The sequence below is a fragment of the Allobosea sp. CRIB-10 genome, assembly GCF_900112185.1.
Lineage (GTDB): Bacteria > Pseudomonadota > Alphaproteobacteria > Rhizobiales > Beijerinckiaceae > Allobosea.
Genome location: NZ_FOKP01000019.1, coordinates 74653 through 96612, shown reverse-complemented (window position 1 = coordinate 96612; position 21960 = coordinate 74653). Strand labels below are relative to the sequence as shown.

18 protein-coding genes are annotated in these 21960 nt (G+C 67.5%); 13 read left to right on the top strand and 5 right to left on the bottom strand.

Annotation, left to right across the window (positions count from 1 at the left end; translation table 11 throughout):
• Nucleotides 1–100 precede the first annotated feature (100 nt).
• Both BMZ69_RS21510 and BMZ69_RS21505 read left to right on the top strand, forming a co-directional pair.
• Nucleotides 101–1630 (top strand): malonate--CoA ligase, encoded by a 1530-nt coding sequence (locus tag BMZ69_RS21510; RefSeq protein WP_092160589.1) that lies wholly within the window; start codon nt 101–103, stop codon nt 1628–1630.
• Nucleotides 1631–1719: 89 nt separating this feature from the next.
• Complete coding sequence (locus BMZ69_RS21505; protein WP_092160587.1) at nt 1720–2115, top strand: hypothetical protein; 396 nt, start codon at nt 1720–1722, stop codon at nt 2113–2115.
• A 7-nt stretch (nt 2116–2122) separates the two neighbouring features.
• On the opposite strand, the gene BMZ69_RS21500 is transcribed toward BMZ69_RS21505, so the two are convergent.
• Both BMZ69_RS21500 and BMZ69_RS21495 read right to left on the bottom strand, forming a co-directional pair.
• Nucleotides 2123–2887, bottom strand: a complete 765-nt coding sequence (locus BMZ69_RS21500; protein ID WP_092160584.1) for an MBL fold metallo-hydrolase — start codon at nt 2885–2887, stop codon at nt 2123–2125.
• A gap of 113 nt (nt 2888–3000) precedes the next feature.
• Nucleotides 3001–3555 carry an NADPH-dependent FMN reductase gene (locus tag BMZ69_RS21495; protein WP_092160581.1) on the bottom strand — a complete coding sequence of 185 codons (555 nt, stop codon included), beginning with the start codon at nt 3553–3555 and terminating at the stop codon, nt 3001–3003.
• A gap of 75 nt (nt 3556–3630) precedes the next feature.
• On the opposite strand from BMZ69_RS21495, the gene soxR reads away from it, so the two are divergent.
• The gene (gene soxR, locus BMZ69_RS21490) at nt 3631–4092 is read left to right on the top strand and encodes a redox-sensitive transcriptional activator SoxR (RefSeq protein WP_092160578.1); all 462 of its coding nucleotides are present in this window, start codon (nt 3631–3633) and stop codon (nt 4090–4092) included.
• Nucleotides 4093–4212: 120 nt separating this feature from the next.
• Here soxR and BMZ69_RS21485 read toward each other — a convergent pair whose 3' ends face one another.
• Nucleotides 4213–5013: a creatininase family protein gene (locus tag BMZ69_RS21485; protein WP_092160576.1), complete on the bottom strand. Its 801-nt coding sequence runs from the start codon at nt 5011–5013 to the stop codon at nt 4213–4215.
• Between the two features lie 284 nt (nt 5014–5297).
• Here BMZ69_RS21485 and BMZ69_RS21480 point away from each other — a divergent pair, with 284 nt between their 5' ends.
• The 3 genes from BMZ69_RS21480 (at nt 5298) to BMZ69_RS21470 (ending at nt 8120) form a co-directional block, all read left to right on the top strand.
• The gene (locus BMZ69_RS21480; RefSeq protein WP_092160573.1) at nt 5298–6326 is read left to right on the top strand and encodes an ABC transporter substrate-binding protein; all 1029 of its coding nucleotides are present in this window, start codon (nt 5298–5300) and stop codon (nt 6324–6326) included.
• A gap of 109 nt (nt 6327–6435) precedes the next feature.
• Nucleotides 6436–7242 (top strand): ABC transporter ATP-binding protein, encoded by an 807-nt coding sequence (locus BMZ69_RS21475; RefSeq protein ID WP_244543464.1) that lies wholly within the window; start codon nt 6436–6438, stop codon nt 7240–7242.
• Nucleotides 7239–8120 (top strand): ABC transporter permease, encoded by an 882-nt coding sequence (locus BMZ69_RS21470; RefSeq protein ID WP_092160570.1) that lies wholly within the window; start codon nt 7239–7241, stop codon nt 8118–8120. The genes BMZ69_RS21475 and BMZ69_RS21470 overlap by 4 nt, the downstream gene beginning before the upstream one ends.
• A gap of 11 nt (nt 8121–8131) precedes the next feature.
• Here BMZ69_RS21470 and BMZ69_RS21465 read toward each other — a convergent pair whose 3' ends face one another.
• Nucleotides 8132–9022 carry a hypothetical protein gene (locus BMZ69_RS21465; RefSeq protein WP_092160567.1) on the bottom strand — a complete coding sequence of 297 codons (891 nt, stop codon included), beginning with the start codon at nt 9020–9022 and terminating at the stop codon, nt 8132–8134.
• A 102-nt stretch (nt 9023–9124) separates the two neighbouring features.
• On the opposite strand from BMZ69_RS21465, the gene BMZ69_RS21460 reads away from it, so the two are divergent.
• Genes BMZ69_RS21460 through BMZ69_RS21440 form a run of 5 tightly spaced genes read left to right on the top strand, consistent with a single transcriptional unit; the run spans nt 9125 to nt 14078 of the window.
• Nucleotides 9125–10312, top strand: a complete 1188-nt coding sequence (locus BMZ69_RS21460; RefSeq protein WP_092160562.1) for an MFS transporter — start codon at nt 9125–9127, stop codon at nt 10310–10312.
• Between the two features lie 23 nt (nt 10313–10335).
• On the top strand, nt 10336–11481 hold the full coding sequence (locus BMZ69_RS21455; protein WP_092160558.1) for an MlaE family lipid ABC transporter permease subunit: 1146 nt from the start codon (nt 10336–10338) through the stop codon (nt 11479–11481).
• Nucleotides 11482–11492: 11 nt separating this feature from the next.
• Nucleotides 11493–12326 carry an ABC transporter ATP-binding protein gene (locus BMZ69_RS21450; protein WP_092160556.1) on the top strand — a complete coding sequence of 278 codons (834 nt, stop codon included), beginning with the start codon at nt 11493–11495 and terminating at the stop codon, nt 12324–12326.
• Nucleotides 12327–12338: 12 nt separating this feature from the next.
• A complete protein-coding gene (locus BMZ69_RS21445; RefSeq protein ID WP_092160554.1) occupies nt 12339–13472 on the top strand; it encodes an MlaD family protein in 1134 nt (377 codons plus the stop codon).
• Between the two features lie 12 nt (nt 13473–13484).
• Nucleotides 13485–14078, top strand: a complete 594-nt coding sequence (locus BMZ69_RS21440; RefSeq protein ID WP_092160665.1) for an ABC-type transport auxiliary lipoprotein family protein — start codon at nt 13485–13487, stop codon at nt 14076–14078.
• A 110-nt stretch (nt 14079–14188) separates the two neighbouring features.
• Here BMZ69_RS21440 and BMZ69_RS21435 read toward each other — a convergent pair whose 3' ends face one another.
• The gene (locus BMZ69_RS21435) at nt 14189–20650 is read right to left on the bottom strand and encodes an apolipoprotein A-IV repeat region-like domain-containing protein (protein WP_092160552.1); all 6462 of its coding nucleotides are present in this window, start codon (nt 20648–20650) and stop codon (nt 14189–14191) included.
• 264 nt (nt 20651–20914) lie between these two features.
• Here BMZ69_RS21435 and BMZ69_RS21430 point away from each other — a divergent pair, with 264 nt between their 5' ends.
• Together BMZ69_RS21430 and BMZ69_RS21425 are read left to right on the top strand one after the other, a co-directional pair.
• Nucleotides 20915–21250: an Hpt domain-containing protein gene (locus tag BMZ69_RS21430; protein ID WP_092160550.1), complete on the top strand. Its 336-nt coding sequence runs from the start codon at nt 20915–20917 to the stop codon at nt 21248–21250.
• Between the two features lie 196 nt (nt 21251–21446).
• On the top strand, nt 21447–21767 hold the full coding sequence (locus tag BMZ69_RS21425; RefSeq protein ID WP_092160547.1) for a 2Fe-2S iron-sulfur cluster-binding protein: 321 nt from the start codon (nt 21447–21449) through the stop codon (nt 21765–21767).
• The last annotated feature ends 193 nt before the right edge of the window (nt 21768–21960 follow it).

Below are 21960 nucleotides of genomic sequence, written 5' to 3'. Positions count from 1 at the left end.
TCCGGAGACATCTGGAGCATCCTTCGAGACGCCGCTGACGCGGCTCCTCAGGATGAGGGCTGAGGAAACGTCGCGGAAACGCCTGAAAGGACCCGAAATCATGGGCAATCATCTGTTCGACCTGATCAAGGCCCGGAGGCCGGCGCCGGCCGCGCCCTTCGCGTTCCTCGATGACGGCCGGACCTATAGTTACGCCGACATGGTCGCGGTTTCCGCCCGCTTCGCCAATGCGCTGGTGGCGCTCGGCGTCAAGCCGGGCGACCGCGTCGCCGTCCAGGTCGAGAAGAGCCTGGAGGCGCTGATGCTCTATCTCGGCACGGTCCGCGCCGGCGCGATCTTCCTGCCGCTCAACACCGCCTATACCCCGGCCGAGATCGAGTATTTCCTCGGCGATGCCGAGCCGGCCGTCTTCGTCTGCGATCCCGCCAAGGCGGAGGCGCTGAAGCCCTTCGCCGACAAGGCTGGCGCGAAGCTGGAAACGCTCGGCGTCGGTGCCGGCAGCCTGCTCGACAAGGCCAATGCCGCCTCGGGCGAGTTCACGGACGTCGCGCGCGGCGCGGACGATCTTGCCGCCATCCTCTACACCTCCGGCACGACCGGGCGCTCCAAGGGTGCCATGCTCAGCCATGACAACCTCGCCTCGAACGCGCTGGCGCTGGTCGACTATTGGCGCTTCAGCAAGGACGACGTGCTGTTGCACGCTTTGCCGATCTTCCACACCCACGGCCTCTTCGTCGCGACCAACACCATCCTCCTGGCCGGCGCCTCAATGATCCTGCTGCCGAAGTTCGATCCTGAGCAGGTCTTCAAATACCTGCCGAAGGCCACCAGCATGATGGGCGTGCCGACCTTCTATGTCCGCCTCCTGCAGGATCCGCGCCTGTCGAAGGAGGCGGTGAAGCACATGCGCCTCTTCGTCTCCGGCTCGGCGCCGCTGCTGGCCGAGACGCATCGCGAATGGCGCGAGCGCACCGGCCACGCAATCCTCGAGCGCTACGGCATGACCGAGACCAACATGAACACCTCGAATCCCTATCACGGGGACCGGGTGGCGGGCACGGTCGGTTTCCCGCTGCCGGGCGTCTCGGCCCGCGTCACCGATCCGGAGACCGGCAAGGAACTCGCCCGCGACGAGATCGGCATGATCGAGGTCAAGGGGCCGAACGTCTTCAAGGGCTATTGGCGCAATCCCGAAAAGACCAAGGCCGAGTTCCGGGCCGACGGCTTCTTCATCACCGGCGATCTCGGCAAGATCGATCCGGCCGGCTATGTCCACATCGTCGGGCGCGGCAAGGACCTGATCATCACCGGCGGCTACAACGTCTACCCCAAGGAGGTCGAGGCCGAGATCGACGAGATGCCGGGCGTTATCGAGAGCGCCGTGATCGGCTGCCCGCATCCGGATTTCGGCGAGGGCGTCACCGCCGTGGTGGTAGCTAAGCCCGGGGCCGATATCAGCGCTGCCGGCATCGCCAAGGCCCTGGAGCAGCGCCTCGCCAAGTTCAAGCAGCCCAAGCAGGTCTTCGTCGTCGCCGACCTGCCGCGCAATACCATGGGCAAGGTCCAGAAGAATCTGCTGCGCGAGCAGTACAAGGACATCTACGCCAAGCGGCTCAAGGCGGGGGAGTAGCGGCCGCTCCTTCGAATGGAGGATGCGATCAGGCCTTTCCGGAGAGAGTATCGGTGCAGTGAGACCTGCATCGCTCTCCGGAGATCGTCATGTGCCGCTTCCTCCTGCCGCTCCTCGCAGCCGTTTTCGGCTCGGCCGGGGTCGCCTCCGCCGCCACCGATTGCCAGGGTACGCTGACCGGGCGCTGGGCCACCAAGGGCGACGTCGCCATGGGCCCGAAGAAGGTCAAGGTCGACAATCTCGACGCCTATAATGCCGACGGCTCGTTCAGGGCCGTCCGCCGGTTCGTCAATCAGCAAGGCAAGTGGGAGGAACAGGTCACCTCCGGTCATTGGACCGCCAGGCCCGGTTCCGGAACTGGCGAGTGCGTGCTGGAGATGTCCCTCAAGAGCGAATTCGGCAGTTCCAACTCGTCGACGACAGTGACTATCGTCGACCGCAACACCTTCCGCTCCTTCGGCGTCGACGCCAAGCGCGTCAGGTAAGCACCGCTCAGGCGCCCATCGGCGCCTTCAGCTCGATCGTCTCGCCATCCGCGGGGATCAGGAGCCGCTCGCGGGCGATGCCGCGGGAATCGGCGGCTTCGCGCAGAGCCTGCCGGCTGACGCTGGCATGGTCGAGCGCTTCCATATGGGTCGCGACGATGGTCGCCTGCGGCGCCTGCTCGGCAAGGTCGAGCGTCTGCTGCGCATCCATCACGATCAGCGTGCCGTCCCAGAGGGCGCCGCAGGAATGGGTGACGATCACATCGGGCTCAGCCTTGGCAACGGCCTCCTGCAGCGGCGGATAGAGCACGCTGTCGCCGCACCAGTAGACCGAAGGTTCGCCCGGCGCTTCCAGGGTGAAGCCCATCACCTTGCCCATGATGTCGACGACCGGTCCGGTGCCATGCTGGGCCGGCTGCGACTTGACCACGATCGGCCCGATCCGGACGAAGCATTCGAGCGGCTCGAAATTGCTGAAGCCGGCCGCCCGGATCGCCTCTTCATTGCCGGGCTGGCAGATCAGCGGGATGTCCTTCGGAATCCTGGTCTTGGCGACCTCGTCGAAATGGTCGGCATGCAGATGCGAGACGATGACATGGTCGACGCCGGCGAGGATCTCCTCGATCGGCTCGGGCAGGTCGACCATGGGGTTCTGCGACTTGCCGGCGATCGAGCGGCGGCTGAGTTTCTCGCCGAGATCGGGATCGATCAGCAGGGTCTTGCCGGCATAGCTCAGCTTGAGCAGGGCGTTGCGCAGGAGTTTGAGCTGCATGGCGGCTCCGCGGTGGGAGGGATCGGTTCGCCTGATCCTTCCCGGATGCCGCCGCCGCGACCAGTTCGAATTTGTGAAGCAAACTGCATCGCGGCGTTAGGCTGTCCTCTCATTCACGCCGCGAACTGCCCATAAGGCACGGTATTCCGAGCGGTCCTAAGCGCGCTCGCCCACCAGTGCAATTGTCCGAGCATGGTCGCCATCGCCCGTTCGGCCCGGTCGGCGTCGCGCAGGCGTCCGGTCTCGTCGAACTGGTCCCAGGCATTGGCGAAGCAGACGCCGTCGCGGATCGTCGCGGCGTGCAGTTCGGCGAAGACGAGGCGGAGTTGCTCGACGGCGCGCAGGCCTCCCGAAACTCCGCCATAGGAGACGAAGGCGACCGGCTTGCCACGCCATTCCGCTCCGGTCCCGTCGATCAGCGCCTTCAGCGGGGCCGGGAAGCTGCGATTGTATTCGGGCGTGACCACGATGAAGGCGTCGGCGCGGCCGAGCCGTTCGGTCTGCTCGGCGAGGTCGTGCGCGCCGGGGTCGACGCTCTCGACGCAGAACGGCCCGTCGCCCTCGATCTGCGCGATCGTCCAGCCGGCGACCTTGGTGCAGAGGCGCCCCTGGCGCGTGCTGCCATAGATCACGGCAACCTTGATCTGGGGGATGAGCGGGCGATGCATGGGAGGGCTCCGAGGGGCTGGCGGTGCAGCGGAGCGATCTCTATAAGACCTTAAGTAAGGTTAAGGTCAAGAGCCATGAAGCACCCAGCCCGCAATCTGTTCGCCGACGATCTCAGCGTCGGCCAGGTCGCGAGCCGTAGCGGCATCGCGGTCTCCGCATTGCACTTCTACGAGGCCGAAGGCCTGATCCGCAGTCGCCGCAATGCCGGCAATCAGCGTCGCTATCCGCGCGAGGTGCTGCGCCGCGTCGCCATCATCAAGGTGGCGCAGCGCACCGGCATCCCGCTCAAGACCATCCGCGAGGCCTTCAAGGCGCTGCCGCAGGAGCGCACGCCGACGGCGGAGGACTGGACCCGGCTCTCCGCCGCCTGGAAGGAGGAGCTTGAGCATCGCATCGACCGGCTGACGCGCCTGCGCGACCACCTCACCGACTGCATCGGCTGTGGCTGCCTCTCGGTGAAGAGCTGCCCGCTGCACAACCCCTGGGACGAACTCGGCAAGCAGGGGGCAGGGCCGAGGCTGCTCGATCCGGATTGAGAAAGAGGCGTCATTCTCGGGCGGAGCGAAGCGCAGACCCGAGAATCTCCTGACAACAAGGCGCTCATAGGAGCCTCCTCCGGCACGAGATGCTCGGGTCAAGCCCGAGCATGACGCCTGTCAGTTGGCCTTGTGCAGCTTCGCCAGCGGAAACCGCGCCACATCAGCCAGCAGCTCGACGAAGCCCCTGGCCTGGAGCTCGGCCGTCGCCTTGCCCTTCTCGGCGGTGGCGAGGCTGGCATCGCCCGCCGCGCCGGAAGGGTGAACATCCTGCGCCATCCAGGCGAAGGGGTGGGCTCCCGTCGGCCGCAGCCATGTGTAGCCCTCGTCCGCCATCTCGACCGTCCTCGGCACGAAGCGGCCGGCCTGGCTCATGTCGACGAGGTCGGGCCGGAAATGCAGCATCAGCGAGGTCTCGATGTCGCCGGCATGGATGCCATGTCTGGCGTCCATCTCGCCATAAAGCTCCGGTGGCAGGCCGAAATTGCTCCAGGAGGTCGAGACCGCGAACATTCCCTGGCTGACGCGCAGCTCGCGCGCCACCACCTTCATCGGGTCGACATTGCCGCCATGGGAGGTGACGAGCACGAGCTTGCGCAGGCCGGCGCGCTTCACGCTCTCGCCGATCTCGATCCAGCTGCGGATCGCGCTTTCCCAGGAGATCGTCAGCGTGCCCGGCGAATGCAGGTGCTCGTTCGACTTGCAGATCGCCTGCGTCGGCAGCACCAGCACATCGAGCCCGGCCGGAACCTGCGGCATCGCCAGCGCCAGCATCGCGCTCATCACGGTGGTATCGACCGACACAGGCAGGTGTGGCCCGTGCTGCTCGATCGCGGCGAGCGGCAGCACGGCGATGGTCGTCTCGGGCGAGAGGCCGGCGAAGTCGGTGGTCTTCAGGTCGCCCCAGCAGCGTGCGGTCATGATCTCGAAGTCTCGACGATGAAGCTGCGGGCGGCCCCGCGATTCGCGCCTGCTGCCTCGAGGCGGCAGGATCACGCAGCATAATGTCCGAAGGTGACGAGGGAAGGGCTGATGGTACGCGCATGCCATGCAGCCTGGAGCCTCGTCGGCGCGGTCTGTCTGTGCGAAAGCCAACAGCGACGCATTTCCAGCGGCCTATCGGCCGTGGCATACAAGCTGCTTGCCGGGCGCAAGGGTTTTGCGGTCCGGTAACAGGTTCGCGAAAAGATGGAGGGGGTTCGGCCATGACGATGAAGTATCGCCTCGACCGGCGCGCTGCGCTCGGCCTGCTCGGTGGCTCGGCCGCCTCGGTGCTGATCCCATTGCCGGGTGCGCGCGTCAATGCGCAGACCCTCGACAAGGTTAGCTACCAGACCAACTGGCGCGCCCAGACCGAGCATGGCGGCTTCTATCTCGCCGCCGCCAACGGCATCTACAAGAAGTACGGGCTCGACGTCGAGATTCGGCCGGGTGGTCCGCAGCAGAACCCGACCCAGCTCCTGCTCGGCGGCCGTGTCGACATGATTATGGGCAATTCGCTGGAGGCGCTCAGCTTCGCGCAGGAGAACCTGCCCTTCCTCTGCATCGCCTCGATCTTCCAGAAGGACCCGCAGGTCCTGATCTCGCATCCCGGCCAGGGCAACGACACGCTCGCTGCCCTCAAGGACAAGCCGATCCTGATCGCGGCGCAGGCCCGCGTCGGCTTCTGGCCGTTCCTGAAGCTGAAATTCGGCTATCGCGACGAGCAGATTCGGCCCTACACCTTCAACATGGCGCCGTTCCTGGCCGACAAGAAGCTGACCCAGCAGGGCTTCCTGTCTTCCGAGCCCTTCGTCATCCGCAAGGCCGGCGTCGAGCCGGTCGTCCATCTCCTCGCCGATGCCGGCTTCGAGAACTACAACACGACGATCACGATCTCCCGCAAGATGGTGCAGGAGAAGAAGGAGATCGTGCAGCGCTTCGTCGACGCGACCGCCGAAGGCTGGGCCGAGTACATGAAGGGCGGCCCGAACATCGCTGCCGCCAATGCCCGGATCCTGAAAGACAATCCCGACATGGATCAGGAGAAGATCGACTACGCCCTCAAGGTGATGAACGACAACGGCATCGTCGCCTCGGGGGATGCGAAGACGCTCGGCATCGGCGCCATGACCGATGCGCGCTGGGAAAGCTTCGCCAAGACCATGACCGAGGCCGGCGTCATCCCCGCGGGCGTCGACGTGAAGAAGGCCTACAGCCTCGAGTTCATCAACAAGGGCGTCGGCAAGCCCTGAAATGCGTCATGCTCAGGCTTGTCCCGAGCATCTCTTGCCGGAGATTCTCGGGTCTGCGCTCCGCTCCGCCCGAGAATGACGGCTCTCCACACAACGGATCGTCAGGCCTTTGGACACAGCCTATCTGAGCACACATCCGGCGGGGGGGCAGGCGAGCGGGGCTCCGCTCGTCTCGATCCGGCGGGTCTCCAAGCAGTTCGCCAACGGCACCATCGCCGTGCGCGATGTCGATCTCGATCTCGGCACCGGCGAGTTCGTCAGCCTGCTCGGCCCCTCCGGCTGCGGCAAGTCGACCCTGCTGCGCATGGTCGCCGGGCTCGGCAGCCCGTCCACAGGCACGATCGACTGGCCCGGCGCGGGCGAGGACAAGGCGGGGCGTGATCTCGGCTTCGTCTTCCAGGATCCGACACTGATGCCCTGGGCCAATGCGCTCGCCAACGTCATGTTGCCGCTGGTCCTGAAACATGTCCCGAAGCGCGAAGCTGAGGAGCGCGCGGCCCAGATGCTGGCGCTGGTCGGGCTGAAGGGCTTCGAGAAATCCTATCCGCGCGAGCTCTCCGGCGGCATGAAGATGCGCGTCTCGATCGCCCGCGCTCTGGTGATGCGGCCAAAAATCCTCCTGATGGACGAGCCCTTCGCCGCGCTCGACGAGATCACCCGCCACCGCCTCAACGACGATCTCCTGAACCTGTGGTGGCGCGAGCGCTTCACCGCCGTCTTCGTCACCCATTCGGTCTTCGAGTCGGTCTATCTCTCGCAGCGCATCGTGGTGATGGCGGCGCGCCCCGGCCGCGTCATGGCCGATCTCGACGTCTCCGCGCCCTATCCGCGCGACGAATTGTTCCGGACCTCGGCCGAATACGCCCATCTCTGCCGGCTCGCCTCCGGCAAGCTCAAGGAGGCGATCGGCGCATGAGTTCTGCCTCTCCGTCCACCGCAGTGCCGCATGACGGCACCGATGCCGAGGCCCGCCCGCTCGCACTCGCCGAGCCCACCATCCTCGGCCTGCCGGTCAGCTTCTGGCCGCGCATCCTCGCCCCGATCTTCGTCGGCATCCTAGTGCTCGGGCTCTGGGAGTTCGCCGTGCGCTGGAACGAGGTGCCGTCCTATGTGCTGCCCGGACCGCTCCTGGTCGGCCAGACCCTGATCGCCGACTGGGGCACGCTCTCGGCCTCGCTCTGGATCACCTTGCGCATCACCTTCATGGCGCTGGCGGCGGCGGTGATCGTCGGCGTCGCGCTCGCCGTATTGTTCACCCAGTCGAAATGGCTGGAGATGGCGCTTCTGCCCTATGCGGTGATCCTGCAGGTCACGCCGATCGTCGCGATCGCGCCGCTGATCATCATCTGGGCCGGCGACATCAATCTCTCGCTCTTGATCTGCGCCTGGATCGTCGCCTTCTTCCCGATCCTGTCGAACACCATCCTCGGGCTGAACTCGGCCGATCACAACCTGATCAATTTCTTCCAGCTGCATGGCGCGACGCGCTGGCAGACGCTGCGCTATCTCAAGCTGCCGGCGGCGCTGCCCTATTTCCTCGCAGGTCTCAAGATCTCGGGCGGGCTCGCGCTGATCGGCGCCGTCGTCGCCGAGTTCGTGGCGGGGACGGGCGGTTCGGAATCGGGGCTGGCCTATCGCATCCTCGAGGCGGGCTACCAGCTCAAGATCCCGCGCGTCTTCGCGGCGCTGCTGATGATCTCGCTCTCGGGCATCGCCATCTTCCTGGCGACCAGCCTGATCTCGCATCTGCTGCTGCGGCGCTGGCATGAGAGTGCCTTGAAGCGCGAGAACTGAGCCCGACGAATTCAGCCGAAGAAATGCAGCCGGTCCTCGACCGGCAGCGAGGCGATCGCCCGCAGATCCGCTTCGGAATAGCTGAGCTCGAGACGGGCCGAACTCGCCGTGTCCGGCAGCATGATCGCCTCGGCCGGCGCGCCGATATCGGCGAAGGCGATATCGTCCTCGGCCACCTGGGTGCTGTTGCGCCGACGATAAGGGCGTGTCTGTTGGCCCAGCCCGGCCTCGCTCAGAGGCGCGCGCTGCTGCGTGCTGGCCTCGACCACGTCGATGTCGCCTGGATCGGTCGCGGGCTTCGTAGACATCGGTGGTTGCGGTGCCGCCGATACGATCGGAGCAGGAGGCGGCGTATCGAGTAGGAAGGCGGTGGAGCCCTCGGCCGTATCGCGCAGGCTCGCATCGAGCATGGCGATGGTGTCGGCGACCTTCTCGATCTGGTTCGCGCCGGCCTCGATGATCGTCGTCGTCCCGTGGATCTCGGTCGCGCGCCGGTCGAGCCGGTCGCAGAGCTCGGGCGCGGCCCCATCCTCGCGCAATGTCCAGGCGATCTCCTGGATTGCTTCGGCGGCGTCGAGGATGCCGGAGGCCGCTTCTTGAATGCGCGCCGACAGGCGCGAGGACGTGCCGCTGACGCCCGAGCGGTCGAGATCATCGTGCAGTTCAGCAATGGCGCGGGCGGTTTCCGAGAGCTCGGGGCTGAATTCCGCTGACGCGGCAGGAACGGTGCAGAGCCGCTCGAGGCGGGCGATCGCCGACAGCACCATCTCGGTGTCGGCCTGCCGGTTGCGCCTGGCATATTCGGCCAGGAACCAACGGCCGCGCGCCGTCTCCATCACGGCAGCCGCGATCGCGTCATAGTCGGCCGCGCTCAGCGGAAATAGCGAACGCGCGTCGCTCATGGCCAGACTGCTCTCCATGGGCTGGCCGAATCGCATGTCGCCGGCCGAAGATGCCCATCGGCAAAATTGCTGCTGATTCTTTAAGAAATCGCTGCCAAGGGCATGTCACCGCCGCTCCGGTCCGGATTCTCGCGCCTGCTGGCGGCACGCCTGTCGCTGATGCACGCGCTGAACTTTCTCGGCGTCGGCTTCTATCTGCCCTTTTTCCCGGTCTGGCTCGCCTCGAAGGGGCTGAGCGATATCGACATCGGCTATGTCCTGGCGATCCCGATCCTGGTGCGCGTCTTTGTCGCGTCGTCAGTGACGGGGCTCGGTGACCGTCTGCAGCCAAATCTCCTGCTCGCCCTGCTGAATGCGCTCGCGGCGACGCTCTATTTTGCTCTCGCACCCCAGGACCAACTCGTTCCGATCGCGATGCTGACGGCGCTCAGCGCCATCGCATTGTCGGGCGTGGTGCCGCTCGCCGACGTCCTGACCACCGAGCAGGTGAAGGCGGGCGCGCTGAGGGATTATGGCCGCGTCAGGCTCTGGGGCTCGGTGACGTTCGTGCTCTCGAATCTCGCCGGCGGCTATCTGATCGCGCAGCATGGCGCCTGGCTGATCCCCTTCGTCCTCGCCGGCAGCAGTTCGCTGGCGGCGCTCGCCGCGCTGCAGGCTCCGTCGCCACCGGGCGGCATCGCGTCGGCCGTCCGGCAAGGAGCGCCCCCCGCCAGCTTCAAGCTGCCGTTCTGGCTGGCGGTCGGGGCTGCGGCCTGCGTCAACGCCACCCATGCCGCGCTCTATGCCTTCGGCTCGTTGCACTGGCGCAGCCTCGGTTTCAGCGGCGAGGCGATCGGCTGGCTCTGGGCTGTCGGTGTCCTCGCCGAGATCGCCGTCTTCCTGATCGCGGGCGGCATCGCTGCGCGCGGTCTCGTCGGCCTGCGCTGGATCGCGATCGCGGCGCTCGTGGCGGCATTGCGCTTCGGCGCGATGAGCGCCGACCTAAATCTGTCGCTCACCTTCCTGCTGCAACTCCTGCACGGGATCACCTTCGGCTGCGCGCATCTCGGCTCGCTGGCGGCGGTGTCGGCGCTTGCCCCGGACGCGCGCCGGGCGGCCGCGCAGGGCCGCCTCGTCGCCGCCGGTGCGCTTGCCATGGGGGTAATGACGGTTCTCTCCGGCTATCTCTACCGCCTGTTCGGCCCTGGCGTATTCCTCGCCATGGTGCCGGTCGCGCTGCTCGGGCTGGTCTTGGCGGCCCTTGCCATCCTTCGGGCGCGCGGCAATACAGGTCTTGGGGGCCGAATCTGAGCGTGGGGAGCAGGCGAACCGTCATGGCTGTCGCCGACGACGTTGAGCCGCAGGCAGTCTATCGCGACGATGGCGGCGTCCTGGTCGTGTCGCTGGCGGGGCGCTGGAGCGTCGGGCGGGCGCCGCGTCTCGAGGCGCTGGCCAGCGAACTGTCCAAGCGCGTCGGCAGCGTGCGTCAGGCGCGGCTCGACCTGTCGGCCATCGAGCGCCTCGACACGCTCGGCGCCTATGTGCTCGACCAGGTCAAGCAGGCGGGCGAGGCGAAGGGCGTTTCCGTCGAATTGACCAGCCGTCGCCCGGAGCACGCGGTGCTCCTGCGAGAGGTCGAGCGCAACGTCACCGACTACCAGCCGCCGGTCCATCCGATCGGGCTCGTCACCGTTCTCGTCGATATCGGCCAAGGCGTCACTCGCTTCGGCCGCGACCTCGCCGGCGGCGCCATCTTCCTCGGGGAAGTGATGGCGGGCTGCGTCGGCGCGCTGTTCGGACCGCGGCGTTTCCGCGGCCCTTCGCTCGTCAATCAGATCGAGCTGATCGCCTTCAACGGCGCGCCGATCATCATCCTGATCTCGTTCCTGGTCGGCTGCATCGTCGCGCAGCAGGGCATCTTCCAGCTCCAGCGCTTCGGCGCCACCGCCTTCGTCGTCAACCTGACCGGCATCCTCGTCCTGCGCGAACTCTCGGTGCTGCTGACCTCGATCATGGTCGCCGGCCGCTCCGGCTCCGCTTTCACTGCCGAAATCGGCTCGATGAAGATGCGCGAGGAGATCGACGCGCTCCGGGTGATGGGGCTCGACCCGATCGAGGTGCTGGTGGTGCCGCGCATCCTGGCGCTGATCATCGCGCTGCCGATCCTGACCTTCATCTCGGCGATGTCCGGCCTCGTCGGCGCCGGGCTGGTCAGCTGGCTCTATGGCGGCATCGGCCTTGACACCTATCTCGACCGCCTGAAATCCGTGATCACCTGGCAGCATTTCGCGGTCGGCCTCATCAAGGCCCCGTTCATGGCGTTCGTGATCGGGCTGATCGCCTCGATCGAGGGGCTGGCGGTGAAGGGCTCGGCCGAATCGCTCGGCCATCAGGTGACGGCATCGGTGGTGAAGGCGATCTTCATGGTCATCGTGGTCGACGGGCTGTTCGCCATGTTCTTCGCCTCGATTCGGATGTGAGGGGAGCGGCCATGCTCGACAGACCCTCGCAGACCGGCCCGCTCGGCCCCCAGGCGTCGGCCGGACCGGAACCCGAAGCGGTGATTCGCGTTCGAGATCTCAGGGTCGCGTTCGGCGATAAGGTGATCATGGACGGGCTCGATCTCGATGTGATGCGTGGTGAAATTCTCGGCTTCGTCGGCGGCTCCGGTCAGGGCAAGTCGGTGCTGACCCGCACCATCCTCGGCCTCGTGCGCAAGCAGCGCGGCACGATCGAGGTCTTCGGCGAGAACGTCGACAAGCTCGATCCGCGCGGCCGGCGCCGGCTCGAACGCCGTTTCGGCGTGATGTTCCAGCAGGGCGCGTTGTTCTCGGCGCTGACCGTCAAGCAGAACATCCAGGTGCCGATGCGGGAATATCTCCAGCTTTCGCCGCGCCTGCTCGAAGAACTCGCCATGCTCAAGGTCGAGATGGTTGGGCTGAAACCCGATGCGGCCGACAAGGTGCCCTCTGAACTGTCCGGCGGCATGATCAAGCGCGCCGCGCTCGCCCGGGCGCTGGCGCTCGATCCGGAGATCGTCTTCCTGGACGAGCCGACCTCGGGCCTCGATCCGATCGGCGCCGCCGAGTTCGACGAACTGATCATGACGCTGAAGCAGACTTTGGGCCTGACGGTGTTCATGGTAACCCATGACCTCGACAGTCTCTATGTAGCGTGCGACAGGATTGCCGCCCTGGCGGACAAACGTGTCATCGCGGTCGGTCCGCTCGCCACCATGCTGGCTTCCGATCATCCCTGGCTCAAGGCGTATTTCGGCGGCGAGCGGGCGCGGGCCCGCATGCCGGCGGAACAAACGAGGACCTGACGGACGCTCGCTATGGAATCCCGTGCGAACTACGCCCTGGTCGGCCTTTTCACCCTCGCCGTGATCGCGGCGATGTTCGGCTTCGTCTACTGGTTCGGCAGCGGCGGTGGCGGGCGCAAGCAGGATATCCGCGTGATCTTCACGGGCACCGTCACCGGCTTGGGGCGCGGCTCGAGCGTGCTGTTCAACGGTTTGCGCGTCGGCGAGGTCAAGCAGATCGGCCTGCAGCCGGACGATCCGCGTCGCATCTTCGGCGTGATCGAGGTCGAGAACACGACGCCGCTGCGGGTCGATACCCGCGCCCGGATCGAGGCCCAGGGCCTGGCCGGCGTCGTTGCCCTGCAATTGATCGGCGGCGAGCCGGACGCCGAGGTGCTGCGAGCAAAGCCCGGTGAGACGCTGCCGACCATCATCGCCGAGCGTTCCGAATTGCAGGACATTATCGAATCGGTCCGCAATGTCGCCAAGAAGGCCGATGAAGTGCTCGGCAATCTCGACGGGCTGATCAAGGAGAACTCCGGCTCGATCACCAATACCGTCCGCAATGTCGAGAAGTTCTCGCAGGCGCTCGGCGACAATTCCGGCAATATCGACAAGCTGATGTCGAGCTTCGGCCAGATCGCAGACACGATTGCGCCGCTGTCGCAGAAGCTCGGCACACTGAGCGAGGAACTGACGTCGGTGGTGCGCTCGATCGACCAGAAGAAGATCACGGGCATCGTCGAGAACATCGACAAGTTCACCGCGGCGCTGGGCGGCTCGAGTGCCGACGTGTCGAAGGCGGTCAGCGACGTCGCCTCGATCACCGACAAGCTCAACCGCGCCGCCGACCAGGTCGAGGGCGTGCTCAAGGCGGCGCAGTCCTTCCTGAACACGCAGGACGGGCAGGGTGCCTTCGCCGAAGTCGCCAATGCTGCGAAGTCGATCCGTGTGCTGGCCGACAATCTCGACAAGCGCACCGCCGAGATCACCACGGGCATCAATCGCTTCACCGGCCCGGGCCTGCGCGATCTCGAAACGCTCGCCTCCGACGGCAAGCGCACGCTCGGAGACATCAACCGCGTGCTGCGCAATGTCGAGCGCAATCCCCAGCAGTTCATCTTCGGCGGCCGTCCGCCGCTTCCCCAATACAGCGGATCGCGCTAGCCCGATATGACCATGCCGATTCTGCCCCTGCTGCTTCATGGCCGTCTGCGCGCCCTGTCCCTGGCGATCACAGGTTCGTTGCTGCTGGCCGGCTGCGGCGGCGGATCGGCGCCGACCACCTATGATCTCTCGGCGCCGCGTGATTTCGGCCGCATCGGCGGGGGCGGCGGCGTGCTGATCGTCGCGCAGCCGACGGCGGTGCAGGCGCTCGATTCCGACCGGCTGATCGTCAAGGATTCGAGCGGCGCGCTCTCCTTCCTCGGCGGGGCGCAATGGGCCGACCGGGTGCCCAATCTGGTGCAGACCCGCCTGATCCAGACCTTCGAGAACGGCAGCCGCATCGCCGCCGTCGGCCGGCCAGGCGAACGCATCGTCCCCGACTTCCAGCTTAACACCGATATCCGCGCCTTCAACATCGACGCGGCCAGCGGCCAGGCCGTGGTCGAGATCACCGCCAAGCTGATCGGTGACCGCACCGGCAAGGTCCAGCGTGCCAAACTGTTCTCGGCGCGCGTGCCGGCCGGCGCCGAGGGCGCAGGTGCGGCGCAGGCTCTCGACCAGGCCCTGTCGCAGGTGCTGATCCAGATCGCCCGCTGGGCGCGCTGAGAGGGCAAGCCGGGCTGGTGACGCGTCGAGCGCAGATCGCGTCCAACCTCCACCAAAAAGTAAGGCCGCCCGACGAGGGCGGCCTTTTTTGCATCCGGTAGTGCTGGCTCTTACTCGAACCGCCCGCTGGCATGGGCCAGCATGGTGTAGACCTTGCCGGTCTCCGAGGTCAGGTAGGTCTTCGCCACCATCGAGTCGCGGTCGTCCTTGGCCGCTTCGCCGAGCAGGCGCTCGAACTCCTCGATATAGCGGTCGACCGTCTGCTTGAACTCGGTGTCGCGGCGGTATTTGCGCCGGATCTCGTCGAAGGTCTGCTGGCCCTGCAGGGTGTAGAGCCGGCGAGTGAAGACGTTGCGCTCGCCGCGCTTGTAGCGCTCCCAGAGCTCGACGGCCGCGTCATGGTCGATCATCCGGGCGATGTCGACCGAGAGCGAGTCGAGCTTCTCGATGCTGTGCGCCGTCGGCTTGGCCGTTTCCGGCGCCCGGTCGTCGCGCGAGGCGCGGCTGAGCAGGTCCGAGAGCCAGCCGGACTTGGCCGGGACAGGCTGCTCGGCGGCCGGCCGGCGGGCCGGCTCGGCGCGCTGGACTATTTCGGGCCGCACCGGTTCTGGGGCCGGGGTGGGGCGCAGAACCTGCGCCTGCGGCTCGACCCGCGCGGGCTCCGGCGTCGGATCGATCGAGGCGCGCAGCGGCTCGGTCAGGACCGGGGCGCTCTGCACCGCGACCGAAGACGAGGTGCTCACGACCGGGGTCGGCTGCTGATAGCTCGACGTCGCCCGCCGCTCGCCGTTCGGGCGCGCGACGTCGCTGCTGCGGCCGGAGCGCGAGACGATCTCGGTCAGCTCGTTCAGCGCCTTGATCTGGTCGGCGACGACGCGGCGCATCGCGGCGGTCGATTCCTGCGTCTCGCGCGGCAGCTCGAGCACGCCCTTCTTGAGCTCGGTCCGGGTCGTCTCGAGCTCGCGATGGATCTCGGCCGACATCGCACGCATGTCCTCGGCTGCGCTCTGGAAGCGCTCCGTGACCTTGCCGAGCTCGCCCGAGACCTCGTTCACCACCTCCTCATAGGCGGCGCGCAGCGCCTGTGCCGTCGCCTCGCGCTCGCGGCCGCTGGCGGCGCGGATCGAGTCGAACTGCTGAGCGATGGCACTGCTGGTCGATTCGGCGGCGTCGCTGAGCACGGTGCTGAGCTGGCGGGTCCGCGTCTCGGCATTGTTGAGCGATTCGTCGAGCAGCGACGAGAACGAGCGGGTGATCTGCTCGATGTCGTCGGTGCGGGTGGCGATCAGCCCATGCAGGTGCTCCAGCGATTCCCTACGATCGGACAGGACGTTGCCGACGCGCGCCTCGACCTGCTCCAGCCGCTGCGCCACGGCGTTGAGCGCCGCGGCATTGGCCTGCGAAGTCTCGGTCATCGAGGAGCCCTGCGCGTCGATCCGCGAGATCAGCGCCGCGGTGTCGCGCAGCGTGCCTTCCGAATAGCCCCTCAGCGCCGCGATCTGGCTCGCGACCTGTTCCGAGGTCCGGTTGGTCTCCTGCACCACCGTCGAGAGCACGTTTTGCAGTTCCTCGACACGGCCCGACAGGCTGCCTTCCACCGCCGCGAGGTTCTTGTTCGCGCCGGTGACGATCTGCTGCATCAGCTTGTTGGCCTCGCCGAGGCGGCCCAGCATGCTGCCGAGCTCGCTACGCAGCTGCTCGTTGGTCTTGAGCAGCGCCTCGACCGACTGGTTGGTGCCGCTCTCGATCGTCTCGCGCAGCGCGCCGGAGGCGAGGTCGAGCGCTTGGCTGATCTCGGCGCTGCGCTCGTGCAGGCCGGCGATCATGCTGTTGCCGCGGTTCTCGATATTGGCGACCAGCGCCTCGCCGATGCTGGCGAACTGGTTGGCGAGGGTCGCGCCCTTGCGGCCGATCGCGTCGACGACGCCGGTGCCACGCTCGTCGAACAGGGCACGAAGCTCCTCGGTGCGCGTGGTCAGCGCTGAGCTCATCCCCTCGGACTGCTCCGCCAGAGTCCGGGCCAGGTTGCGGCTCTGCTGATCGAGCGTGCTCAGCATATCGCCACCACGCTCGTCGAACAGGGCGCGCAGCTCTTCCGTGCGGCCGGAGAGGGCGCTGGCGATGCCGTCCGAGCGCTCCTGCAGGATCTGCGCGATCTGGCTGCCGCGATGGCCGAGCGCATTGAGGATGCCGCCGCCCCGCTCGTCGAACACGGCGCGCAGCTCGTTAGAACGATCGGAGAGCGCCGCCGCGATGCCGTCCGACTTCTCCTGCAGTGTCTGGGCGATCTGGTTGCCGTGCTGGTCGAGCAGGGTGACCAGGCCGGTGCCCTTGTCGTCGAACAGGGCGCGCAATTCGTCGGTGCGAGCACTGAGCGTGCCGGCGGCCGAGGCCGCAGCGCCCTGCAGGGTCTGGACGATCTGGTTGCCCTGCTGGTCGAGCAGGGTGATCAGGCCGGTGCCCTTGTCCTCGAACAAGGCGCGCAATTCGTCGGTGCGGGCGCCGAGCGAGCCGGCGATCGATTCTGAGGTGCCTTGCAGGGTCCGGACGATCTGGTTGCCGCGCTCGTCGAGCAGGGTGATCAGGCCGGCGCCCTTGCCGTCGAACAGGGCCCGCAGTTCCTCGGTGCGGTTGTCGAGCGCGCCGGCGACCGAATCGGCCGTGCCTTGCAGGGTCTGCGCGATCTGGGTGCCACGCGCATCGAGCGTGCCGGAGACTGTGTCGAGCCGGTTGACGACGCGCTCCTCGAACCGCGCCACGCTCTGGTCGAGCGTGTCGGCGATCTGCAGGGCGCGTCCGCCCAGCGTCGCATTGATGCTGTCGGCCTTCTCGGCGAGCGTCTGCGTCAGCGCCTCGCTCTTGCTGGTGACGATCTCGCCGATCTCGTCGGCCTTGGCGGTGAGGGCGCGGGTGACCTCGCGCCCGCCCTCGGCCATGACGCGGGCGATGTCGACGGTGCGCTCGACCAACGCCTCGTTGAGCGCGTTGGCGCGCGCGCCGAGATTGCCGTCGATGCGGGCGATGAGCCCGTCGAGCGAGGTCGCGATCTCGGCGCTCTTGGCGCTGGAGCGCTCCTCGAAGGTCTTGATCTGCGTCTCCATGGCGGCGGCCGCTTCCTGGGTGCGGGCCATCATGGTCTCGGCGGCGTGCTGCGAGCGCTCGCCGATCCGCTCGGCCAGCGCCTGGCCTTCCTCGCCGAGCAGCTTCTCGACCTGGGTCAGGCGCAGCGTCACCTGGTCGGTGAAGGAACGGGCGTCGTTGCCGAGCTTGGCGGCCAGCGTGCCGCCGCGGGTGACGATGATCTCCTCGAAGGCGCCGAGACGGGCGCCGATCGAGGCCTCGATCTCGCGGCCCTGGACGTCGAAGAGGCGGTTCAGCGCATCGTGCTTGCTGGCGAGCGACTCGTTGAGCGCCTGCGAGCGGGCATCGACCGAGCGCAGCAGCGATTCGGCATTGGCGGCGAGCGCCTGGTTGACGCGTCCGCCCTGCTGGGTGAGGGCGATGACCACGTCCTTGCCGGTCGCGGCGAGCAGGCTGCTGGCGCGCTCGGCCTCGGTGGTGAAGGTGCCGCGCAAGGCGTTCGCGGCTTCCGAGACGCGGTCGGCGATCTCGCGGCCATCGACATTGATGGCGTCGGACAGGGCTTTGGTCGCCTCGCCGAGGCGGCCGGCCAGAGCCTGGCTCTGCTCGCCGATGAGGCCATGGACCTCGCGGCCGGTCGCGGTGAGGCCGGCGATGATCGCGTCGCGCTGCGTGCCGAGCAGGGTGCCGACCTCGTCTCCGGCCTGGCTGAGACGGGCGATGAAGCCGGTATGCTGGTCGTCGATGACGGATTTCGCCGTCTCGCTGGCGGCCAGAATCTTGGCGGCGAGGGCCTCACCCGTCTCGTCGAGCCGCTGATGCGCGGTCCCGCTGGCCTCGGCCAGCCGGTCGATCAGCGCATTGCCGCGCTCCGCCAGCAGGCCATGGACCGAGCGGCCGACATCGGCGACGCGGGTGACCAGCGCCTGGCTCTGGCCGGAGAGCAGCTCCTGCATGTCCTGGCCGGTCGCGATGACGCGGCCGCTGAGCGCCTCGCCCTCGGCGATGAGCAGGTTGCGCACGCTGGCGCCGGCATCTGTGAGCTGGGTGACCAGCGTCTCGCGCTGGTCACCGATCGCGGTATGGACCTCGGTGCCGACATCCGACAGGCGGGCGACCAGGCTGTCGCCGCGCTCGCCGATGGTGGCGTGGACCTCGCGTGCGACCTCGGACAGGCGGGCGATCAGGCCGTCGCCACGCTCGCCGATCGCCGATTCGACATCGCGGCCGGCATGGGCGACGCGGGCGACGATGCCCTCGGCGCGGTCGCCGAGCGTCCGGTGGATCTCCTCGGTGGTCTCGGACAGCTTGGCGACGAGGCCGTCTCCGCGCTCGCCGATCACGCTCTCGATGCCGCGGCTGGCATCGGCGATGCGGGCGACGATGCCGTCGGCGCGGCCGCCCAGCGTCTGCTCGATCTGATACGTGGTCTCGGACAGGCGGGAGACGAGGCCGTCACCACGCTCGCCGATGATCGCCTCGACGCTGCGGCCGGCATCGGCCACGCGCGTGACGATGCTGTCGGCGCGCTCGCCGATCGCATGCTCGACGCCTTGGCCGATCTCGGCCATGCGCAGCACCAGCCCGTCGCCGCGCTCGCTGATCGCCTCCTGCAGGCGTTGGCCGGTTTCGGAGAGGCGGCCGACGAGATGATCGCCCTGCTCGCCGATCGTGCTGCGAACCTCGTGGCCGAGGTCGGACAGGCGGGTGACGAGGCTGCTCGCCTCTTCGGAGAATAGGCTGTGCACGGTCGCGCCGACGGCGGAGATGCGGGCGGTCAATTCCTCGCCGCGCTCGCCGATCAGCGTATGCAGGCCGCGGCCGGCCTCGTCGAAGCGGACCACGATCGAATCGGTCTTCTCACGCAGGAGCTCGTCGACGGTCTTGACAGTGCCTTCGAGCTTCTCGACCAGCGTCTCGCCCTGGCTGGCGATCAGGCCGTGGACGGTGTCACCCGCTTCTTGGATGCGGTTGACGACGAGCTCGTTCTGCTTGCCGAGCAGCATGTGCACGCCGCGGCCGACCTCGGCCAGGCGGGTTGTGACGCTCTCGCCTTCGCTGCTGATCGACGTACGCAGCGCCTCGCCGGTCTCTGTCAGGCGCTGGGTCAGGCTGCTGCTCTGCGTGTCGAACAGCTCGACCAGCGTGCGCCCGCTCTGCTCGAAGCGCTCGGCGACGGTGGCGCCGCGCTGGCTGATCTCCTGGGCGAGGTTGTCGCCGGTGGCCCGCAGGGTCTCGTTGACGGTTTCGGCGCGGCTCGCCAGCGATTCGACGACCTGCGCGCCGGTCTCGCTGATGGCGCGGGTGACGTCGCGGGCGCCGGCGGTCAGGCCCTCGGTGAGTACGGCGCCGGTGCGCTCCAGCGAGCCGGCGATCTCCTGGGCGCGGTTGTCGAGCACGGCGGTGACAGACTGGCTCGCAGCCGTCATGCGCTCGCTGACATCGTGCGAGGTCGACTGCAGGCGCTCGACCAGGTCGTTGCCGCGGCCGCTGATCTCGTCGACCATGCGCTCGCCGGCATGGCCGAGCGCGAGCGTGATCTGGTCGCCCTTGTCGGTCAGGCGCGAGGTGACGCGCTCGCCGGCCTCGGCCACCGCCTCGGAGATCGAGCGGCTGGCGCTCTCCAGGTCCTTGGTGATGCTCTCATGCGCGCCCGAGATCGCGAATTTCACGCGCTCGGCATTGCCGACGACGGATTCGCGCTGGGTCACCAGCTCGTCGATCAGGGAGCGCAGCCGGATCTCATTGTCGGCATAGGCCCGTTCCAGCGTCGCGATCTCGCCGCGCACGATGGTCTCGAGCTCGCCGGCGCGCGCCACGGCGCGCTCGATGCCGTCGCCCATGGCGGCGACCTCGCGGCGGATGGTCTGGCTGAGCGACAGCACGGAATCCGTTGCGACGACTTCCGGCTCGGCCAGACGCAGCGCGACCTCGGTCATCGCACGCGAGACCAGCCGCATCTCCTGGGTCCGGCGATAGAGCGCGGCCAGCACGAAGAAGAACACGACCGGCGCGCCGGCGCCCAGCGCCAGCAGCGCCCATTGGCCCGGGCCCCAGGCGGCCATGCCGGCCGGCAGGCCCTCGGTGAAGGTGCCGTAGCGGCTGACAAGGGTGAAGCCGACGCCGCCGGCCCACACCAGGGACGCCAGCGCCGCAAGCCAATAGGGCCGTCCAGAGGGACGGGCGGCGAAAGCCTGGACGAGCGAGGAGGAGTCCCGGCGGTCGTCATTGGCGACGCGGCTGGTGTCCGGCGCGATGGCGGGGCGGGCAGGGGCGGCCGGCATTTCCAGCGCGGCTTCGGCCACCGCTGGCGTGACCGGAGCGCTTTCGACGCGCGGCAATTCGATCTTGAGTTCGTTCTCGGTGGTCGAGGGCAATCTCGGCTCTGTGGAAGCCGTTCCGTCGGTCTTCGACGGGTCGAGCCGCAGCGCCTCCTCGATCGCCGACATTGCCGCTTCGGTCGGATCCTGGAGCTTGTTCTGCCGGGTCATGAATGCCGCCTCGCTACGCTACTCGCGATGGGCGGTCATGTCCGCCGCAGAGCGGGAGCCGGCAGCCTCCAGCCGGAACCCGTCAAAAGCGACACGACGCCCATCGTTTACTGTCTCGAAGGGTAGTTGAGGCAAGCAGTGATTGAAACCCGTTTGAGCGTCTGATTCACAAACGTCGTTAACGCCTCATTCACCATAACGGCGCTTGATGAAGGGTCAGAAGGCTGCACGAGTCCCGCAGCTTGAGAGAAAACCGAGTTCCCCATGCCCCAGACTGCCATCGACCTCGTGCACCTCGCCCGCCAGACCGGCGGCGATGCCGAGCTTGAGCGCGAGCTGCTGACGCTGTTCGCCCAGCAATGCGCTCGCCAGCTGCGCGCCATCCATGCCGGCGACGCCAGCACCGGCCGCGATGCCGCGCATACCTTGAAGGGAGCTGCCCGCGCCATCGGCGCCTGGCAGGTGGCTGAGGCCGCCGACCGGATCGAGCAGCAGCTCACCCAGGCCGGCGCCGCGCCGCGCGAGGACGCGCTGGATGCGCTGACGCTCGCCGCAGCCGAGGCGCGCGCCGTGATTTCCCGGCTCGACTGCGCGGCCTGACGCCGCAGCACGGGCGGTCGGCACGGCGGAGATCGCCGTTTCGCGCGCTTTCGAAATCTTCTAGAGATGCGGTGTCCGCGAGCCTCTCGCGGACGTTGTCCCTCTCGCGAACCTGTCCGTGGCCCGCCAGGACGCCCGGCCGGTTCCTCCCGCTTGCGCCAGCTGCGCAGCCGTCGCCAGGCGGCCGGAGTTCACGATGCCGAAGATCACTTACATCGACGCCCAGGGCACAAGCCGCACGGTCGAGGGCGAGACGGGCTCGACCGTGATGGAGGTCGCGGTCCGCAACGGTGTGCCGGGCATCGAGGCCGAATGCGGCGGCGCCTGCGCCTGCGCCACCTGCCATGTCTATGTCGACGAGGCCTGGACCGAGAAGACCGGCCATGCCGAGCCGATGGAAGAGGACATGCTCGACTTCGCCTTCGACGTCCGGCCGAATTCGCGCCTGTCCTGCCAGATCAGGGTGCGCGACGATCTCGACGGACTCGTGGTGCGCACGCCGGCCCGCCAGGGCTGAGTTTTCAGGAAGCATCTCGTTTTCCCAAGGCATCGCCTCGCGACGGGCCCTGGAACCGCCAGACCCTCTCCTCCGGAACGGGAGGGCTTCCGCGCGTTCATAGGTCTGATTGATCGGCAGCAACGACGTTCTCGGCCGTATCGGCCATCATCGCACCGTCGGGCACAGAAATCCGTCGCGACGACGCGACGCT

What these genes read in the sequence shown, in the direction of transcription:
- BMZ69_RS21430 (WP_092160550.1), top strand. Translation starts at nt 20,915, where the DNA reads ATGCCCCAGACTGCCATCGACCTCGTGCACCTCGCCCGCCAGACCGGC.
- soxR (WP_092160578.1), top strand. Translation starts at nt 3,631, where the DNA reads ATGAAGCACCCAGCCCGCAATCTGTTCGCCGACGATCTCAGCGTCGGC.
- BMZ69_RS21465 (WP_092160567.1), bottom strand. Translation starts at nt 9,022, where the DNA reads ATGAGCGACGCGCGTTCGCTATTTCCGCTGAGCGCGGCCGACTATGAC.
- BMZ69_RS21505 (WP_092160587.1), top strand. Translation starts at nt 1,720, where the DNA reads ATGTGCCGCTTCCTCCTGCCGCTCCTCGCAGCCGTTTTCGGCTCGGCC.
- BMZ69_RS21495 (WP_092160581.1), bottom strand. Translation starts at nt 3,555, where the DNA reads ATGCATCGCCCGCTCATCCCCCAGATCAAGGTTGCCGTGATCTATGGC.
- BMZ69_RS21510 (WP_092160589.1), top strand. Translation starts at nt 101, where the DNA reads ATGGGCAATCATCTGTTCGACCTGATCAAGGCCCGGAGGCCGGCGCCG.
- BMZ69_RS21470 (WP_092160570.1), top strand. Translation starts at nt 7,239, where the DNA reads ATGAGTTCTGCCTCTCCGTCCACCGCAGTGCCGCATGACGGCACCGAT.
- BMZ69_RS21485 (WP_092160576.1), bottom strand. Translation starts at nt 5,013, where the DNA reads ATGACCGCACGCTGCTGGGGCGACCTGAAGACCACCGACTTCGCCGGC.
- BMZ69_RS21435 (WP_092160552.1), bottom strand. Translation starts at nt 20,650, where the DNA reads ATGACCCGGCAGAACAAGCTCCAGGATCCGACCGAAGCGGCAATGTCG.
- BMZ69_RS21425 (WP_092160547.1), top strand. Translation starts at nt 21,447, where the DNA reads ATGCCGAAGATCACTTACATCGACGCCCAGGGCACAAGCCGCACGGTC.
- BMZ69_RS21445 (WP_092160554.1), top strand. Translation starts at nt 12,339, where the DNA reads ATGGAATCCCGTGCGAACTACGCCCTGGTCGGCCTTTTCACCCTCGCC.
- BMZ69_RS21480 (WP_092160573.1), top strand. Translation starts at nt 5,298, where the DNA reads ATGACGATGAAGTATCGCCTCGACCGGCGCGCTGCGCTCGGCCTGCTC.
- BMZ69_RS21440 (WP_092160665.1), top strand. Translation starts at nt 13,485, where the DNA reads ATGCCGATTCTGCCCCTGCTGCTTCATGGCCGTCTGCGCGCCCTGTCC.
- BMZ69_RS21455 (WP_092160558.1), top strand. Translation starts at nt 10,336, where the DNA reads ATGGCTGTCGCCGACGACGTTGAGCCGCAGGCAGTCTATCGCGACGAT.
- BMZ69_RS21450 (WP_092160556.1), top strand. Translation starts at nt 11,493, where the DNA reads ATGCTCGACAGACCCTCGCAGACCGGCCCGCTCGGCCCCCAGGCGTCG.
- BMZ69_RS21460 (WP_092160562.1), top strand. Translation starts at nt 9,125, where the DNA reads ATGTCACCGCCGCTCCGGTCCGGATTCTCGCGCCTGCTGGCGGCACGC.
- BMZ69_RS21500 (WP_092160584.1), bottom strand. Translation starts at nt 2,887, where the DNA reads ATGCAGCTCAAACTCCTGCGCAACGCCCTGCTCAAGCTGAGCTATGCC.